We start from the raw sequence: 16,328 nt of genomic DNA, 5'->3' as shown, positions 1-16,328 counted from the left end.
GTCCGCCGCGCGGACGTGCCGGAACGGCCGTGGCGGCGAGCCTTTCGGAGGATTGTCGGCGGCCGGGGGTACTCTTCTGCCGACCGTCCCACCCCCGAGGAGCACACGCACGTTGACCGCCGCGACCGCCGAAGCGACCACCGAAGACCCGCACGGCTACTCCGCCCGGCACCTCTCGGTGCTGGAGGGGCTGGAGGCCGTCCGCAAACGCCCCGGGATGTACGTCGGCTCGACCGACAGCCGGGGCCTCGCGCACTGCCTCTGGGAGATCGTCGACAACTCCGTCGACGAGGCCCTGGCCGGATACTGCACCCACATCGGCGTGACGCTGCGCGCCGACGGTTCCTTCGAGGTGGCCGACAACGGCCGCGGCATCCCGGTCGACCTGGAGCCGAAGACCGGCCTGCCCGGCGTCGAGCTGGTCATGACGCGGCTGCACGCGGGCGGCAAGTTCGGCGGGGTGTCCTACACGGCGTCCGGCGGCCTGCACGGCGTCGGCGCGTCCGTGGTCAACGCGCTGTCCGCGCGGCTCGACGTCGAGGTCGACCGCGACGGGCACACCCACGCGATCAGCTTCCGGCGCGGCCTGCCCGGCGAGTTCGCCGACGACGGGCGGCCGAACGCCCGCTTCAAGAAGAGCTCCGGCCTGCGCCAGGTTCGCAAGGTCGCCAAGAAGGTCACCGGCACCCGGGTCCGGTTCTGGCCCGACCTGGAGATCTTCCTGAAGGACGCCACGGTCGAGCAGGACCTCGTGCTCGACCGGATGCGCCAGACCGCGTTCCTGATCCCGGGCCTGACGATCGACGTCCGCGACGAGCGCGGCGAGGAGGTCGTCGACGAGACGTTCCGGTTCGACGGCGGCATCGGCGAGTACTGCGCCTACCTGGCCAAGGACGAGCCCATCGTCGACGTACTGCGGCTCCAGGGGCGCGGCCACTTCACCGAGACCGTCCCCGTCCTGGACGACCAGGGCCACCTCACCCCCACCGACGTGGAACGCGACCTCGAGGTCGACATCGCGCTGCGCTGGGGCAGCGGCTACGACACGATCACCAGGTCGTTCGTCAACGTGATCGCCACCCCGAAGGGCGGCACCCATGTGCGCGGCTTCGACCGCGCCGTGCTGAAGGTGCTCAACGAGCAGCTGCGCGGCATCAAGCTGCTGAAGAACGGCGACGAGGACGTCCTCAAGGAGGACGTCCTGGAGGGCCTGACCGCCGTGGTGACGGTCCGGCTGCCCGAACCGCAGTTCGAGGGCCAGACCAAGGAGGTCCTCGGCACGTCCGCCGCCACCCGCATCGTCTCCCAGGTCGTCACGCGCGAGCTGCGCGCGATCTTCGAGAACCCGTCGCGCGGGCGGAAGCAGCCGCTGCGGGCCGTGCTGGAGAAGATCGTCGGCGCCGCCAAGACCCGCATCTCCGCGCGCACCCAGCGCGACAACCAGCGCCGCAAGAACGCCCTGGAGAACTCGGCGCTGCCCGCCAAGCTCGTCGACTGCCGCACCGCCGACGACCGCAGCGAGCTGTTCATCGTCGAGGGAGACTCGGCGCTCGGCACCGCCAAGCTGGCCCGTAACTCCGAGTTCCAGGCGCTGCTGCCGATCCGCGGCAAGATCCTGAACGTGCAGAAGGCGTCCGTCGCCGACATGCTGAAGAACACCGAGTGCGCGGCGATCATCCAGGTCATCGGCGCCGGCTCGGGCCGCACCTTCGACGTCGACTCCGCCCGCTACGGCCGGATCATCCTGATGGCCGACGCCGACGTCGACGGCTCCCACATCCGCTGCCTGCTGCTGACCCTGCTCTACCGCTACATGCGGCCCATGCTGGAGGAGGGGCGCGTCTACACGGCCGTCCCGCCGCTGCACCGCATCGAGCTGGTCAAGCCCCGCAAGGGCCAGGAGAAGTACGTCTACTGCTACAGCGACGGCGAGCTGACCCGCAAGCTGGTGGAGTTCGAACGCAAGGGCCAGCGCTGGAAGGAACCCGTCCAGCGCTACAAGGGCCTCGGCGAGATGGACGCCGACCAGCTCGCGGAGACCACCATGGACCCGCGCTACCGCATCCTGCGCCGGATCCGCATCGAGGACGCCGAGGACGCCGCCAAGATCTTCGACCTGCTGATGGGCAGCGACGTGGCGCCCCGCCGCGCGTTCATCACCGCGGGCGCGTCCGAACTCGACACCGAACGCATCGACGTCTGACCCCGGCGGGCGGGCGGCGTCCACCCGGCGGTGGAGCACGGAACCTCCAGCCCGGGGCCGATCCGCGCGTGCCGCCCGGCTTCTAGTGTCGTGGCCATGAACACCTCGGCCAACGCGCGTGGCGCCGTCGCCGCCACGGGGATCGGGCACGCGGCACCAGCGGTTAGCGTCGTACCGTGAAGTGCGGCGCGAAGTCGGTGGAGAAGGTCGCCATCAGGGTGCTGGTCGGCCTCATGATGCTCTGGTCCTTCGTGGTCTACGTGCGCGGGCTGCTGCATTCGGAGCATCCGCCCGCGCTGCACGGCGGCGGCCTCGGCGTCGCCGTCCTCAACATCGTGATGTTCTCCCTGCTGGTGAGCGGTCTGGCCCTCGGCCGCAAGCGGGAGTGCTCGCCCCTGTTCCGGGAGTCGACCGCGCTCCTGGTGGGCGCCCTCGCGGGCTCGCTGACGTTCTACGCGGTCGAACCCGACTTCGGCGGGGCCTTCGTCGTCTCCATGATCGCCCTGTGGGCGTTGTTCGTCCGGTTGCCGCTGCGCTGGGGCATCACCGCGAGCATGCTGACCATCGCCGCGATCGCCGTCCTCGGTCAGGCGTTCCGCGACAAGGGCGTCGACTTCGGCCTGCTCGGCGCGTTCGTCGGCGTCACCGTCGGCGCCGCGGCGACCCGGCAGGGCACCCTCGCGCAGGAGGCGACCCGGCGCGCGGAGGCCGCCAACGCCGTCCTCGCCGAACGGTCGCACATCGCCCGCGAGATCCACGACATCCTCGCCCATTCGCTGTCCGCGCAGATCGTCCACCTGGAGGGCGCGCGGCTGCTGCTGGCCCGGGACGGCGACCGCGTGCAGGCACTGGACCGGGTGGAGCGGGCGCGGAACCTGGCCCGATCCGGCCTGGAGGAGACGCGCCGGGCGCTCGCCACGCTGCGCGGCGAGATCCTCCAGCCGAAGGAGGTCATCGCCGAGCTGGCCGAGGAGTTCTACGCCAGCACCGGCCGTCCCTGCGACGTGCGGGTGACGGGCGAGCCGCGCGAGCTGTCCCCGCAGGCGGGCCTCGCGGTCGTCCGCACCGCACAGGAGGCGCTGACGAACGTCCGCAAGCACGCGCCGGGCGCGCGGGTGCGGCTCGTCCTGCGCTACCTCGCCGACGGGGTGGAGCTGGAGGTCGTCGACAGCGGGGGGACGGAGCCCGTCCTGGAGCTGAACGGCGACGGGTACGGTCTGGTGGGCATGCGGGAGCGCGCCGAGCTGATCGACGGGACGCTGGTGACCGGACCGGACGGCGGGGGCTTCCGGGTGGCCCTGCGGGTTCCGGCGTGACGGTGTGACAGCCGATGGCGTCACGGTGGGACGGCGTGATGGCGTGATGGTGTGACGGGAGACTGACGCGGTGAGCGACAAGACGAGGATCCTGGTCGTCGACGACCAGACGGTGGTCCGCGAGGGCCTGGTGCTGCTGCTGGAACTGCTGCCCGGCCTGGACGTGGCGGGCTCCTGCGGGGACGGCGAGCAGGCCGTGGCGATGGTCGCGGAGTTGGCGCCCGACGTCGTCCTGATGGACCTGCGGATGCCGCGGATGGACGGCGTGGAGGCGACCCGCCGCATCAAACAGGAGCACCCGGACGTGGAGGTCGTCGTCCTGACCACCTACGCCGACGACGAGTCGATCTTCGCGGCGCTGCGCGCGGGGGCCCGCGGCTACCTCACCAAGGACGCCGGGGCCGACGAGATCGCCCGCGCCGTCGCCGCCGTCCGCGGCGGGGCGGCCCAGCTCGACCCGGCCGTGCAGCGCCTGCTGGTCGAGGCCGTCGCCACCGACGAACGCCCCCGCAAGGCCGCCGCCCGCGGCGAACCGCCAGACGGCCTCACCCGCCGCGAGGCCGAGGTGCTCACCCTAATCGCGCGCGGACGGTCCAACGCCGAGATCGCCGGTGACCTGTTCATCTCCGAGGCGACGGTGAAGACGCACATCAACAACCTGTTCGCCAAGGCCAGCCTCCGCGACCGCGCCCAGGCCGTCACCTACGCGTTCAGGCACGGCCTCACCGACTGATCGATCGGTCAGCGGGCAGCAAGACCTCGGTCAAGCCGCCCGCGCCCGCGTCTCCGCGCCTCCAGCATGAGGACCGTGCTGAGAACCCGCATGATCGTGAACTACCTGCGCCCGTACGCGCAGTGGCGGATCAACCGTCCCGACATCTGCGACGACGACCGCAACGCCCGCGCCGCGATCGGCCTCATCGACGCGGCCGCGTACGTCGCGCACCTGGACGACGGCGCCCGGGTCATCGCCCGCATGGCCGTCGCCGGCTGTTTCACCCGGGGCAGGTTCGACCCGGGCGCCGAGGGGGAGCGGCTGATCCGTTTCTGGCACTACGACAGCGCCGTCGGCGGGCCGTCCGACCTCCTCGAAGCCCTCGCGTCCTCCGCCGAACGCGGCCACCGCCCGGACGGCGGCGACCCGTCCGCCGCGATCCCGCGCCCCCGCGTAGGCGAAACAACCCCGGCGTAACTCACCCGCTGCGGATCAGTCCTCGGGATGGGTGGATTCGGGCGGGGGCGGGCCCAGGGGGCCGCCGACGGCGGTGAGGGGGGTGTCCAGGCCTTCGCCGGAGCCGTCGCGGCGGCCCAGCGTGGCCGACAGCATGGCCGGGCGGCCGCCCGCGGCGGCGGCGCGCAGCGGGGTCGGTGCCGCCCACGCCTGGAGCAGGACGTCCTCGCCCTTGAGGAAGCGGTGCGAGCGGACGCCGCCGGTGGCGCGGCCCTTGGCCGGGTACTCGGCGAAGTCGGCGACCTTGATCGCGCCGGTCTGGGTGCCGGGCAGCGCCGACGACGAGCCGGAGATCGTGATCACCCGGGCCTCGCGGGCCGGGTCGATGGCGCCGAACCACAGGACGCGGGCGTCCGCGCCGAGCTTGACGCCCGCCATGCCGCCCGCCGCCCGTCCCTGCGGACGGACGATCGACGCGGCGAAGTGCAGCAGCTGCGCGTCGTTGGTGATGAACACGAGATGTTGCTCCTCAGACAGGAGCTGGACGGCGCCGACGACGCGGTCGCCCTCCTTGAGGGTGATGACCTCGAACTCGTCGCGGTTGGCGGGGAAGTCGGGAACGACCCGTTTCACCACGCCCTGCGCCGTGCCCAGGGCGAGGCCACCGCCCGCGTCGGACACGGCCGCGACGCCCACGATCGTCTCGTCCGGTTCCAGGTCGACGTACTCGGTGATCGGGGCGCCGCCCGCCAGGGACGGTGGTGAGGCGGACGCCGGCAGCGTCGGCAGGTCGAGCACGTCGATCCGGATCAGCCGTCCCAGCGAGGTGACGGCGCCGACCTGACCGCGTGCGGAGGCAGGGACGACGGAGGTCAGCACGTCGTGCGGCGCGCGGGGGCCACTGTCGGCCAGCGGGGCGGCGTCGTGGGTGCGGGCCAGCAGCCCGGTGGACGACAGCAGCACCGTGCACGGGTCGTCGGCCACCTCAAGCGGCACGGCCTCCGCCGCGGTCTGACCCGAGGATTCGAGCAGGATCGTCCGGCGCGGGGTGGAGAACTCCTTGGCGACGTCGCCCAGTTCCCTGGAGACGACGCCGCGCAGCTTGCGCTCCGATTCGAGGATCGCGGTCAGCCGGGCGATCTCCTTGGCGAGCTGCTCCTTCTCCTTCTCCAGTTCGAGCCGGTCGTAGCGGGTGAGGCGGCGCAGCGGCGTGTCGAGGATGTACTGGGCCTGGATCTCGGACAGCTCGAAGATCTGGATGAGCCGCTGTTTGGCCTGCGAGGCGTCGTCGCTCTGCCGGATGACCTGGATGACCTCGTCGATGTTGAGCAGCGCGATCAGCAGGCCGTCGACGAGGTGCAGGCGGTCCTCGCGCTTGCGGCGGCGGAACATCGACCGGCGCCGGACGACCTCGATGCGGTGGTCGACGTACACCTGGAGCAGTTCGCGCAGCCCGAGGGTGCGGGGCTGGCCGTCGACGAGCGCGACGTTGTTGATGCCGAACGTCTCTTCCATCGGCGTCAGCTTGTACAGGTCCTGGAGGACGGCCTGCGGGTTGAACCCGTTCTTGATCTCGATGACCAGGCGGAGGCCGACGGTGCGGTCGGTGAGGTCCTTCAGGTCGGAGATGCCCTGGATCTTCTTGGCGTTGACCAGTTCCTTGATCTTGGCCTTGACCCGTTCGGGGCCGACCGCGTACGGCAGCTCGCTGACGATGATGCCCTTGCGGCGGGGCGTGACGTTCTCGATGGTCGTGGTGGCGCGGGTGCGGAAGGTGCCGCGCCCGTTCTGGTAGGCGTCGCGGACGCCGTCCAGCCCGACGATCTTGCCGCCGGTGGGCAGGTCGGGCCCGGGCACGAAGCGCATCAGGTCGTCGAGCGTGGCGTCCGGGTGGTCGATCAGGTGCCGGGCGGCGGCGATGACCTCGCCGAGATTGTGCGGCGCCATGTTCGTCGCCATCCCGACCGCGATTCCGGACGAGCCGTTGACCAGCAGGTTCGGGAACGCGGCGGGCAGGACCTCGGGCTCGGTCTCCTGCCCGTCGTAGTTGGGGCGGAAGTCGACGGTGTCCTCGTCGATGGAGTCGACCATGAGCATGGCCTCGCGGGACAGCCGCGCCTCGGTGTACCGCATGGCGGCGGGCATGTCGTCGCCGCCGAGCGAGCCGAAGTTGCCGTGCCCGTCGACCAGCGGCATCCGCATCGCCCAGGGCTGCGCCATCCGCACCATCGCGTCGTAGATCGCGCTGTCGCCGTGCGGGTGCAGCTTGCCCATGACCTCGCCGACGACCCGCGCGCACTTGACGTGCCCGCGGTCGGGGCGCAGCCCCATCTCGTTCATCGAGTACAGGATCCGCCGCTGGACGGGCTTCAGCCCGTCGCGGGCGTTGGGCAACGCCCGCTGGTAGATCACCGAGTAGGCGTACTCGAGATAACTGCCGCGCATCTCCTCGGAGACGTCGACGTCGACGATGTTCTCCTCGAAGTCCGGCGGTGGAGGGGCCTGGGATCCGCGTCGTGCCATGCCCACATTGTTGCCGGTCCCAGAGACATCTTCGGCCACCCCCGCCGAACACGCCCGATCTTCACGCCCGGTTCGCGGCGGACGTCACACTAACGGCGGGCCACGACCAGGGTTCCCCGTTTGGTCACCGGAAGGGGCGTGGGGACGCGGCGGGCGGCCTCGACGGCCTCCGGACGGGCCATGTGGCGGGCGACCAGGTAGTCGCGGACGGCGTCGCGGTCCGGCAGCGTGATCAGCGGCGCGTCCCAGCGTTCGACCTCGACCTCGCCGAACACCTCGCAGACGCGGGCCGGGGCCTCCTCGGCGTCGAACGTGGTCGGCCGGGGACGCCAGACGGGCGACAGTTCGGGGCTGTCGGTACGGCAGATCGCGGTGGCGAACAGGACTCCGCCGGGGGCGAGGACGCGACGGGCCTCGCGGAGCGCGAGACCCGGGTCGTCCAGGTGGTAGAGCATGTTGACGGCCACGGCGGCGTTGAACGTCCCGTCCCGGAAGGGTAGGCGGAGCGCGTTCGCTTGGACGCGTGTCCCCGGATGGGCGCGCAGGAGGCTCTCCGAGGCGTCGAGACCCACGAGCTGGAACGGCGGCGAGTGGGGGAGCGCGTCGCTGAGGGCGCCCTCCCCGCAGCCGATGTCCAGGACGCGGGACGGCCCGTCCGCCAGCAGCTTCGCGGCGATGTGGTCGTGCAGGCTCCGCGCCCCGATCAGGTACTGCCTGGTGACCCTCGCGGCGAGGCGGAAGCGGTCCGGGTCGGAGTCGAAGTCGGGCGTGACGGCCATGGACTGAGTCTGCCCATGGAACCGCCCCGGAAAAGCGCCGTCAGGCGGCGGCGCCACCGTCGACGACCAGGTCGTGCCCGACGACGTGGCTTGAAGCGTCCGACGCCAGCCACAACACCGTTTCGGCGATCTCGGAGGTGTCCGCCACCCTCCCGGACGGCGCGGCGGTGCGCATCCGTTCTGCGCGCTCTGCACGGGTCTCGCCGGGATGCAACGACATCGGTGTGTCACTGGCGCCGGGGCTAACGGCGTTGATGCGGACACCGTCGGCGATGTGGTCGAGGGCCGCTGCGCGGGTCAATGCGCTGACCGCCGCCTTGGACGCCGTGTACGCGGCCATACCGCGAAGACGGCGATGCGCTCCGATGTTCGACGCGATGTTCACGATCGTCCCGCCACCATGCCGCCGCATGTGCGCGATTTCGTGCTTCATCGACAGGAACACGCCGGACAGGTTCACCGCGAGGACGTCGTCCCAGGCCGCCTCCTCGATGTCGGCGAGCGGCCCGGTCGGGCCGAGGACTCCGGCGTTGTTGACGGCGGCGTGCAGGCCGCCATGGCGGGCCACGACGGTCTCGACCATCCGGGCGACGCTGGACGTGTCGGTCACGTCGGCGACGATGTGGTCGACGCGGTCGGGATGGATCTCCTTGCTGGCGTCGACCAGCGCGGACGTGTCGCGTCCCGCGAGAACGACGGTGGCGCCCTCGCGGACGAACGCGCGGGCGATGGCGCGGCCGATGCCGCCCGAACCTCCGGTGACGAGCGCGATCTTGCCGTCGAGCGTCATGGCGTGTCTCCCTAGATATTAGATCAATCGTTCTTGAATTGGACCGAAGAAAGCCCCGCCTCGCGTGAGGCGGGGAAAGGGTCAGTCGAAGATGGTCATGGCCTCGCGGGTCGCCTCGCGGAGACGGTCGTCGTCGGCGGGCGCGCGGCCCAGCACCCGGAGGCCCTGGAGGAAGACGACCACGAACCGTGCAAGCGCGCGCGGGTCACGGTCCGCAGCCAGTTCTCCCTGCGCGCGGGCGCGGGTCAGCGCCGACGTGAGCGACGCCTCCAGGAAAGTCCAGCTGGCCTCCACCAGCCGGGCGGCCTCGGGGTCGCGGGCGGCGAGTTCCACCGCCGCGTTGACGACGAAGCAGCCGTGTCTCGGCCGGTCTCGCGCCGACTCCGCCGCGTAGCTCTCGACCAGCGCCCGGAGCTGCGGCAGGACGGGCCCCGGCCGCGACAGCGCGTCCGCGACCGTCGGGTCCGTCGTGCGCAGATAGTGCTCGAACGCCTTCAGGTACAGGTCGTGCTTGCCGCCGAACGTCGCGTAGATGCTGGCGCGGGCGATGCCGAGGCGCGCCACGAGGTCGGCCATCGAGGTCGCCTCGTACCCGCGCTCCCAGAACAGGTCGAGCGCGCGGCTCAACGCCTCGTCCGGGTCGAACTCCTTCGTCCGTGCCATGCCCGGAACGATAGTCCTATCAAGAACGAACGGTCAAATATCGGTACCGCATGCGGTGTCGGGCGAGCCTTCGTGCGAGTGCCGCACGAGGTTGACGCGCTCTTTTCGATGCCCTGCCATGAGCGCTTCATCTCGCCGCTACTCACGTCCCCCCTCGGCATGAACGGATGGGACGGAGGAAACCTGGCGAAACGCCAGAAAGCGCGGCGTAGTGTCCGCCCCTCCTGATAGGACAGGGCCGACGATCTCGCTCACGAAGGGGACCCATGGGCGTCTACCAGCATCTATCCAAGTACGCCGGCCTGCATGTGACCACGTTCAACGAGGGGACGTGGGACGACGACGAGGCCGAGGACGGCGCGCTTGAGGACGGTCTCGCCGAGGAGCTTCCGGCCGCCGCCGAGGCCGCCTGGCATGTGGGGACGACGTTCGGCGAGGAGCCCTTCGCGGACGTCTTCGCGCGGTTCCTGGAGCTGGTCGACACCACCGAGGTCACGGCGCTGATCATCGGCTACTGGGGCGCGTCCTACGACGACGACGCCGCGGACCCGGTCGACCTGTTGTGCAAGGCCGCGGCCTCCTTCCCGAAGCTGACGTCGCTGTTCCTCGGCGACATCACCGGCGAGGAGTCGGAGATCTCCTGGATCGAGCACTCCGCCATCACGCCGCTGTTCACCGCGTTCCCCGGCCTGGAGCGGTTCGAGGTCCGCGGCGCGGAGGGAATGACGCTCGAACCGATCACGAGCGCGAAGCTGAAGGTGCTGCGGTTCGAGTCGGGCGGGCTGCCCGCGCACATCGTCCGGGCCGTGGGGGCGAGCGACCTGCCGAACCTGGAGCACCTCGACCTGTGGCTCGGCACCGACAACTACGGCGGCGACGCGACCGTCGCGGACCTCGCGCCGTTCCTCGGCGGCGAGCGGTTCCCCGCCCTGCGCCGCCTCGGCCTGGAGGACAGCGAGATCCAGGACGAGATCGCGGCGGCGATCGCGGGGGCGCCCGTCGTGGCGCGCCTGGAATCGCTCAGCCTCGCCATGGGCATCCTCACCGACCGGGGCGCCGAGGCGTTGCTCTCGGGCCAGCCGCTGACGCATCTGCGCGAACTCGACCTGCACCACCACTTCCTGACGGACGCCATGATGGAGCGGGTGAAGGCGGCGCTTCCCGGCGTCGAGGTCGATCTCGACGACCAGTCGAAGCCCGACGAGGACTGGCTCTACATCGCGGTGTCCGAATGACCCGCGCCACCGTCGCCGTGCAAAGCGGCGCGGTGCCGGAATGACGTTCGTGGTGGTCGGGACGCCCGGTGACAGGCGTCCCGCGCTGTTCGCCGCCGCGTGCCGGTCGTCCGGGCTGCCCGAGCCCCGGCTCATCGCCTGGACGGACGTGCTGCGCGGCGGCGAGATCGTCCTGCGGCCGGGCGACCTGCTGCGCGTCGACTCGCCCGGCGAGGACCCGGCTGCCGACGCGCTCCTGCGCGGCCCCGGCTCACCGGCGCGGGTCGGCGGCGGCGCCCGCTGGCACCGGACGTTCACGGCGGCGCTGGCCCGTCTGTCGGCGGCGGCGACGGCCGCCGGGGCGCGGTTCCTCGGCGACGTCGAGGAGATCGCGATCATGTTCGACAAGCGGCGCGCGCATGCCGGGCTCCTGGACGCCGGAGTGCCCGTCCCGCACGCGCTGCCCGAGATCGACGGTTATGCCGCGCTCCGTTCCCGGATGGCCGAGGCGGGGGAGCGGCGGGTGTTCGTGAAACCGGCGCACGGTTCGTCCGCGTCCGGTGTGGTCGCGCTGCAAACCGCACCGGGCCGGGTGAGGGCGGTCACCTCGGCGTTCATGACCGGAGACGGGCCGGTCAACTCGCTGCGCGTGCGCGCCTACGAGACCGAGTCGGAGGTCGCCGCCCTGATCGACGCGCTCGCGCCGGACGGGCTGCACGTGGAGCGGTGGCTGCCGAAGGCAATGGTCGGCGGCCGTGTGTTCGACCTGCGCGTCGTCGTCATTGGCGGTGAACCCACTCACGTGGTCGTCCGCACGAGCCGCCACCCGATGACCAACCTGCACTTGGGCGGTGCGAGGGGAGACCTCACTGCGGTGCAGGGCGCGCTTGGGCCGAACGGCTGGCAACGGGCCCTGGACGTGTGCGTGCGGGCCGCCGCATGTTTCCCGGGCAGCCCTATGGTCGGCGTCGACCTGCTCGTGGGTCAGGGCATGAAGCGGTTCGCGGTCTGCGAGGTCAATGCCTTCGGCGACCTGCTTCCCGGCCTCACCGGTCTGCCCGGCGGTCCCGCCGAAGGGCTCGACACCTATGCCACCCAGATCAGAACAGCCGATTTGAGAACAGCACTGTCCGTATGTATGACATGAACGACGTCGTCGGCAGCCACGACCTGCTGCTGGTGACTCTCGACACGTTGCGCTACGACGTGGCGGCCGAACTGGCCGCGTCCGGTGAGACGCCCACCCTGGCAGGGTTCCTTCCGGGCGGACGCTGGGAACGCCGCCACACGCCGGGCAGCTTCACCTACGCCGCGCACACCGCGATGCTGGCCGGTTTCCTGCCGACCCCCGCGTCCCCGGGGCCGCACCCTCGCCTGTTCGCCGGGACGTTCCCGGGCAGCGAGACGACCACGGACGGCACCTGGACGTTCGACGCCACCGACCTACCGTCTGGGCTGGCCGCCGCCGGGTACCACACGGTCTGCGTGGGCGGCGTCGGGTTCTTCAACAAGCTGACACCGCTCGGATCCGCGCTTCCGTCGCTGTTCGCCGAAAGTCACTGGGAACGTGGGTTCGGCGTGACCGACCCGCAATCGTTGCCCAACCAGATCGACCGCATAGCCGACTGCGTCAGCCGGCTGCCAGCCGAACGACGCCTGTTCCTGCTTCTGAACGTCGCGGCCCTGCACCAGCCCAACTGGTTCTACCTGGACGGTGCCACGCCCGCAGACGGGGACACGCGCGCGAGCCACGCCGCCGCGCTCCGGCACGTGGACGCGCACCTCGGCCGCCTGTTCTCCCTCATGCGACGTCCCTGCTTCGTCATCGTCTGCTCCGACCATGGGACGGCCTACGGGGAGGACGGTCACATCGGGCACCGCATCGGCCACGAGGTCGTCTGGACCGTTCCGTACGGGGAGTTCGTTCTTTCGTGAATCCTTATCAGGCCTACGTCTACGCCTATCCGCACAAGACCGCGTACCGTCCGTTCTCTGTTTCGCAGCCACTGCGCGACGTGTGGTCCGGCGAGGCGCTCGACGCGCTCTTTCTCTACCTGCATGTGCCCTTCTGCGAGATGCGGTGCGGCTTCTGCAATCTGTTCACACGCACCGGCGCGCCCGAAGAACTGACCGGCGCGTACCTAGACGCTCTCGACCGCCAGGCCACCGCCGTCTTGGACGCGCTGGACGGCAAGGGTTCGTTCGCCACCGCCGCTTTCGGTGGCGGTACTCCCACCTACTTCGCCGCGCCCGAACTGGAACGGCTCTGCGATATCGCGGGCCGTTTCCCGGGATTCGGCACGGTCCCCTTGGGCGTGGAGACGTCACCGGCCACCGCGACCACAGACCGCCTGACCGTGCTCGCCGACCGAGGAACGTCCCGCATCTCCATCGGCGTGCAGACCTTCATCGACAGCGAGGCTCGCGCGGCCGTCCGACCCCAGAAACGCGCCGAAGTCGAAGCGGCCCTGGAGCGCATCCGTGCCGTGGGCTTCCCGACCCTCAACATCGACCTCATCTACGGCATCGACGGTCAGACACCCGCGACCTGGATGCACTCCCTGAACGCCGCCCTAGCCTGGCACCCAGAAGAGATCTACCTCTACCCCTTGTACGTCCGTCCGAAGACCGGCCTCGAACACCGCGCGCAAGACTGGGACGACCACCGCCTGAGCCTCTACCGGATCGGCAGAGACCACCTCCTGGCCGAAGGCTATGAGCAGGTATCAATGCGGATGTTCCGGAAGCCCTCCGCGCATGCCAATGGCACCGAATACTGCTGCCAGACGGACGGCATGATCGGACTGGGGTGCGGAGCCCGCTCCTACACGTCCCGCCGCCACTACTCGTTCGAATACGCGGTGGAGCAAAGACACGTCCGCTCCATCATCAACGACTACGTGGCCGAGAAGGACTTCACCACCGCACGGGTCGGCTTCGACCTGGACGACGACGAACGCCGTCGCCGCCACCTCATCCAGTCGCTCCTGCAGGCGCCAGGCCTTGACCGAACCCTCTACAAGTCACACTTCGGCACAGACCCGCTGGACGATTTCCCCGCGGACCTCGGCACCTTCCAAGAGCACGGATGGCTGGAAACGTCCGACGACACCATCAGGTTGACTCCAGAAGGGCTTGCCTACTCCGACGCCATCGGCCCCGCGCTGTTCTCACCGCGCGTCCAGGAGCTGATGGCTTCCTACAAGGCCCGCTGATGGAGCACCTCACCATCCTCTACCGGGGGCCGCTTTCCAGCTGCGACTACGACTGCCCGTACTGCCCGTTCGCCAAGCGCCGCGACACCCCGGCCCAGCTCCGCGCAGACCGTGCCGCGCTAGAACGCTTCACGGAATGGGTCTCTACCCAAGACCACCGCATCTCCGTGTTGTTCACGCCGTGGGGCGAGGGTCTCGTCCGGTCCTGGTACCGGCGCGCGCTCACGGACCTCAGCCATCTACCTCATATCGACCGTGTCGCTATCCAGACGAACCTGAGCCATCGCGTGTCGTGGACGTCCGACGCCGACCTGACCCGCCTCGCGCTGTGGGCGACGTACCACCCCGGCCAGGTCCCGTACGACCGGTTCCTGGCCAAGTGCCATGAGCTGGACGCCCGTCGGGTGCGGTTCAGCGTCGGCGTCGTCGGCCTCCCCGACCACCTGGAAGCCGCCCAACGCCTGCGCGCCGACCTGCCCTCCGGCACCTACCTGTGGATCAACGCCGCCGAAGGCCACACCTACACCGACGCCGAGGCCGACGACTGGACGGCGATCGACCCCCATTTCCCGACAAGCCGCCACCCGCACCCCAGCCGTGGCCTCGCCTGCCGAACCGGCGACACAGTCGTCTCTGTGGACGGCGACGGCACCGTCCGCCGCTGCCATTTCGTCCCCACCGTCCTGGGCAACCTCTACGACGGTTCGTTCCGAAAAGCCCTCGCCCCGCGCCCCTGCCCCCTGGACGTGTGCGACTGCCACATCGGTTACGTCCACCTGGAGCCACTCGACCTGTACACCACCTTCGCCGGAGGCATCCTGGAACGAATCCCGGCCCGCCCCTGACCCATATGAGCGGGCGTCCGTTGGTGACTGGGGAAGTGCGACCAACGGACGCCCGCCCGGGGGCGGGGGGGAGGCCCGCTGGCTCAGGTCTGCTTCTCGGGGTGGTAGTCGGACTCGTCCACGCCGAACGTCCAGGCGACGCCCGCGCGCGCTGTGCGAGTGTCTGGTGGGACGCGCAGGTAGTAGGTGCGGCGGGTTCCGTCCGGCTCCGGGGTGGAGTTCACGACCTCCACCATCACGACCGGTTCGTCGCCGGGAAGCTCGATCGACCACAGGACACCGGTCTCGTCCCGGTGCACGGGACGGGCGCCGGTCTCGGCCAGATAGCGGTCGTAACCGAAGATCTCCAGCATCACCCGGCGCAGCTCGGCGTTCTCCTCGGACGAGATGCGTGCGGGCGTGAGGTTGGTCAGCGAGTCGACGAAGTCGGGCGGAATCGGCATTCCGCGCCAGGAATGCAAGGCGAAGCCGTCGGGATACGCGAGCGCGGGACCGTCGCCACGGTGGAGCCGTCCGGGTTCGTCGCGGTGCAGTTCGCTGGGACGTTCCGACAGGATGACCAGCCGCTCGTACGGCCACCACCAACCGGAAGACCGGGCGGCCTCGGCAAGACCGGCGAGCGGGCCGTCCAACCGTCCGAGCGTTTCGAACAGCGCCAGCCAAGGCGCGTCGTGCTGGCCGAGGACCGCGTCGAGCGTGGCACCGCGCAGGAGGGCCCCGGCCTCCTCCGCGCGGTCGCCGTCCGGCAGCTCGCCAATGGCGCCGCGCACGCGCGTGACCAGTGCCTGCACCTGGTTCCAGAGGAGCCCGCCCGTCTCGGACCACACCCGCGGCCACTGCTCCGGCCCCTGTTCGGAGCAGGCCGCGGTGCGTTCGGCCTCCCACGGGCGCGTCCGCACCTTGGCCAGAACGCTCGCTCCCGCGTCGGTGCCGACCAGGTCGGCCCTGGCTTGCGCGACGAGTTCGCCGAGCCCGGCGGCGGCCAGGGCGTCGCCATGACCGGCCAGGACGGCCGCGGCGACGGCGCCGCGCGCGGGGGAGGGCACCCAGACATACCGCTCGGGTGCGGGCAGACCGGCGGCAGCGTACGCCGCCGCGATCCCGGCCTCCGCGCGTTCACGGTCGGCGGGCCCGGTGGAGAAGGCGGTCGACTGCCAGTCGCCGACCACGAAATGGGGTTCGCGTGCTGTCGCGGTGGGCATTTACAGACCTCTCAGTCGGCGACGACGCGGACGGTACCGGGCATGTACTCGCGCTGGCGGATGACGCGGTACCAGCCCTTCGGCAGGGTGATCGCCGCGTGCTCCTCGTGGACCAGCCGCCCGCCGGACGGCAGGTGCAGATGGTCCGGGGCGAGCGGATCGGGGACGCGCCGCAGCGAACCCGGCGCGGACAGCGCGTGCGCGTGCCCGGTGGCCTCGCCCAGCGCCAGGACCATGCGGCCCCGCCCGTCCCGTGGCGCCTCCGGCAGGTCACGGACGGACTGCGGGACGGCGTCCTCCGCCACCGGCAAGATCAGGATGTCTCCCTGTCGGTACATGCGACGAACGTAACGTCCACCACCGACAGAACGAGCGCCGACAAAACGAGCACCGACAGACGCGGGCGC

At 70.7% G+C, this 16,328-nt stretch carries 15 protein-coding genes; 9 read left to right on the top strand and 6 right to left on the bottom strand.

Features of this window, described 5'->3' with window-relative positions; translation table 11 throughout:
• The first annotated feature begins 112 nt into the window (after window positions 1–112).
• From ABD808_RS38020 to ABD808_RS38005, 4 genes are all read left to right on the top strand, one after another.
• Complete coding sequence (locus ABD808_RS38020; RefSeq protein ID WP_344908282.1) at window positions 113–2,203, top strand: DNA gyrase/topoisomerase IV subunit B; 2,091 nt, start codon at window positions 113–115, stop codon at window positions 2,201–2,203.
• 176 nt (window positions 2,204–2,379) lie between these two features.
• Complete coding sequence (locus tag ABD808_RS38015; RefSeq protein ID WP_344908279.1) at window positions 2,380–3,519, top strand: sensor histidine kinase; 1,140 nt, start codon at window positions 2,380–2,382, stop codon at window positions 3,517–3,519.
• Between the two features lie 70 nt (window positions 3,520–3,589).
• Window positions 3,590–4,252: a response regulator gene (locus ABD808_RS38010; protein WP_344908277.1), complete on the top strand. Its 663-nt coding sequence runs from the start codon at window positions 3,590–3,592 to the stop codon at window positions 4,250–4,252.
• 75 nt (window positions 4,253–4,327) lie between these two features.
• Complete coding sequence (locus ABD808_RS38005) at window positions 4,328–4,711, top strand: hypothetical protein (RefSeq protein ID WP_344908274.1); 384 nt, start codon at window positions 4,328–4,330, stop codon at window positions 4,709–4,711.
• 15 nt (window positions 4,712–4,726) lie between these two features.
• On the opposite strand, the gene ABD808_RS38000 is transcribed toward ABD808_RS38005, so the two are convergent.
• From ABD808_RS38000 to ABD808_RS37985, 4 genes are all read right to left on the bottom strand, one after another.
• Window positions 4,727–7,213, bottom strand: coding sequence for a DNA gyrase/topoisomerase IV subunit A (locus tag ABD808_RS38000; protein WP_344908272.1), 2,487 nt, complete (start codon window positions 7,211–7,213; stop codon window positions 4,727–4,729).
• 89 nt (window positions 7,214–7,302) lie between these two features.
• Window positions 7,303–7,992 carry a class I SAM-dependent methyltransferase gene (locus ABD808_RS37995; protein ID WP_344908269.1) on the bottom strand — a complete coding sequence of 230 codons (690 nt, stop codon included), beginning with the start codon at window positions 7,990–7,992 and terminating at the stop codon, window positions 7,303–7,305.
• A gap of 40 nt (window positions 7,993–8,032) precedes the next feature.
• Window positions 8,033–8,782, bottom strand: coding sequence for an SDR family NAD(P)-dependent oxidoreductase (locus ABD808_RS37990; RefSeq protein ID WP_344908266.1), 750 nt, complete (start codon window positions 8,780–8,782; stop codon window positions 8,033–8,035).
• Between the two features lie 81 nt (window positions 8,783–8,863).
• Complete coding sequence (locus ABD808_RS37985; protein ID WP_344908264.1) at window positions 8,864–9,445, bottom strand: TetR/AcrR family transcriptional regulator; 582 nt, start codon at window positions 9,443–9,445, stop codon at window positions 8,864–8,866.
• 266 nt (window positions 9,446–9,711) lie between these two features.
• Here ABD808_RS37985 and ABD808_RS37980 point away from each other — a divergent pair, with 266 nt between their 5' ends.
• From ABD808_RS37980 to ABD808_RS37960, 5 genes are read left to right on the top strand one after another with little or no spacing between them, the layout of a single operon-like run.
• Complete coding sequence (locus tag ABD808_RS37980) at window positions 9,712–10,680, top strand: STM4015 family protein (RefSeq protein WP_344908261.1); 969 nt, start codon at window positions 9,712–9,714, stop codon at window positions 10,678–10,680.
• Window positions 10,681–10,720: 40 nt separating this feature from the next.
• Window positions 10,721–11,806: an STM4014 family protein gene (locus ABD808_RS37975; RefSeq protein WP_344908258.1), complete on the top strand. Its 1,086-nt coding sequence runs from the start codon at window positions 10,721–10,723 to the stop codon at window positions 11,804–11,806.
• Window positions 11,794–12,594, top strand: coding sequence for an STM4013/SEN3800 family hydrolase (locus tag ABD808_RS37970; protein ID WP_425549027.1), 801 nt, complete (start codon window positions 11,794–11,796; stop codon window positions 12,592–12,594). The genes ABD808_RS37975 and ABD808_RS37970 overlap by 13 nt, the downstream gene beginning before the upstream one ends.
• On the top strand, window positions 12,591–13,874 hold the full coding sequence (locus ABD808_RS37965) for an STM4012 family radical SAM protein (protein ID WP_344908252.1): 1,284 nt from the start codon (window positions 12,591–12,593) through the stop codon (window positions 13,872–13,874). Before ABD808_RS37970 ends, ABD808_RS37965 begins: the two co-directional genes overlap by 4 nt.
• Complete coding sequence (locus ABD808_RS37960) at window positions 13,874–14,719, top strand: STM4011 family radical SAM protein (protein ID WP_344908250.1); 846 nt, start codon at window positions 13,874–13,876, stop codon at window positions 14,717–14,719. The genes ABD808_RS37965 and ABD808_RS37960 overlap by 1 nt, the downstream gene beginning before the upstream one ends.
• 83 nt (window positions 14,720–14,802) lie before the next feature.
• Here the strand turns inward: ABD808_RS37960 and ABD808_RS37955 are convergent, their stop codons facing one another.
• Both ABD808_RS37955 and ABD808_RS37950 read right to left on the bottom strand, forming a co-directional pair.
• A complete protein-coding gene (locus ABD808_RS37955) occupies window positions 14,803–15,921 on the bottom strand; it encodes a DUF6745 domain-containing protein (protein ID WP_344908247.1) in 1,119 nt (372 codons plus the stop codon).
• An 11-nt stretch (window positions 15,922–15,932) separates the two neighbouring features.
• A complete protein-coding gene (locus ABD808_RS37950; RefSeq protein ID WP_344908244.1) occupies window positions 15,933–16,259 on the bottom strand; it encodes a hypothetical protein in 327 nt (108 codons plus the stop codon).
• Window positions 16,260–16,328 lie beyond the last annotated feature (69 nt).

Origin of the sequence: Actinomadura meridiana (assembly GCF_039537545.1) — a bacterium.
Classification (GTDB): domain Bacteria; phylum Actinomycetota; class Actinomycetes; order Streptosporangiales; family Streptosporangiaceae; genus Spirillospora; species Spirillospora meridiana.
Note: the sequence above shows the minus strand (reverse complement) of the source record. Positions and strands in the feature narration are given on the sequence as shown.

Bases quoted from the DNA above. Each gene is read 5' to 3' on its own strand.
- ABD808_RS37955 (WP_344908247.1), bottom strand. From the start codon at position 15,921: ATGCCCACCGCGACAGCACGCGAACCCCATTTCGTGGTCGGCGACTGG.
- ABD808_RS38000 (WP_344908272.1), bottom strand. From the start codon at position 7,213: ATGGCACGACGCGGATCCCAGGCCCCTCCACCGCCGGACTTCGAGGAG.
- ABD808_RS37970 (WP_425549027.1), top strand. From the start codon at position 11,794: ATGTATGACATGAACGACGTCGTCGGCAGCCACGACCTGCTGCTGGTG.
- ABD808_RS37960 (WP_344908250.1), top strand. From the start codon at position 13,874: ATGGAGCACCTCACCATCCTCTACCGGGGGCCGCTTTCCAGCTGCGAC.
- ABD808_RS37950 (WP_344908244.1), bottom strand. From the start codon at position 16,259: ATGTACCGACAGGGAGACATCCTGATCTTGCCGGTGGCGGAGGACGCC.
- ABD808_RS37975 (WP_344908258.1), top strand. From the start codon at position 10,721: ATGACGTTCGTGGTGGTCGGGACGCCCGGTGACAGGCGTCCCGCGCTG.
- ABD808_RS37980 (WP_344908261.1), top strand. From the start codon at position 9,712: ATGGGCGTCTACCAGCATCTATCCAAGTACGCCGGCCTGCATGTGACC.
- ABD808_RS37985 (WP_344908264.1), bottom strand. From the start codon at position 9,445: ATGGCACGGACGAAGGAGTTCGACCCGGACGAGGCGTTGAGCCGCGCG.
- ABD808_RS37995 (WP_344908269.1), bottom strand. From the start codon at position 7,992: ATGGCCGTCACGCCCGACTTCGACTCCGACCCGGACCGCTTCCGCCTC.
- ABD808_RS37990 (WP_344908266.1), bottom strand. From the start codon at position 8,782: ATGACGCTCGACGGCAAGATCGCGCTCGTCACCGGAGGTTCGGGCGGC.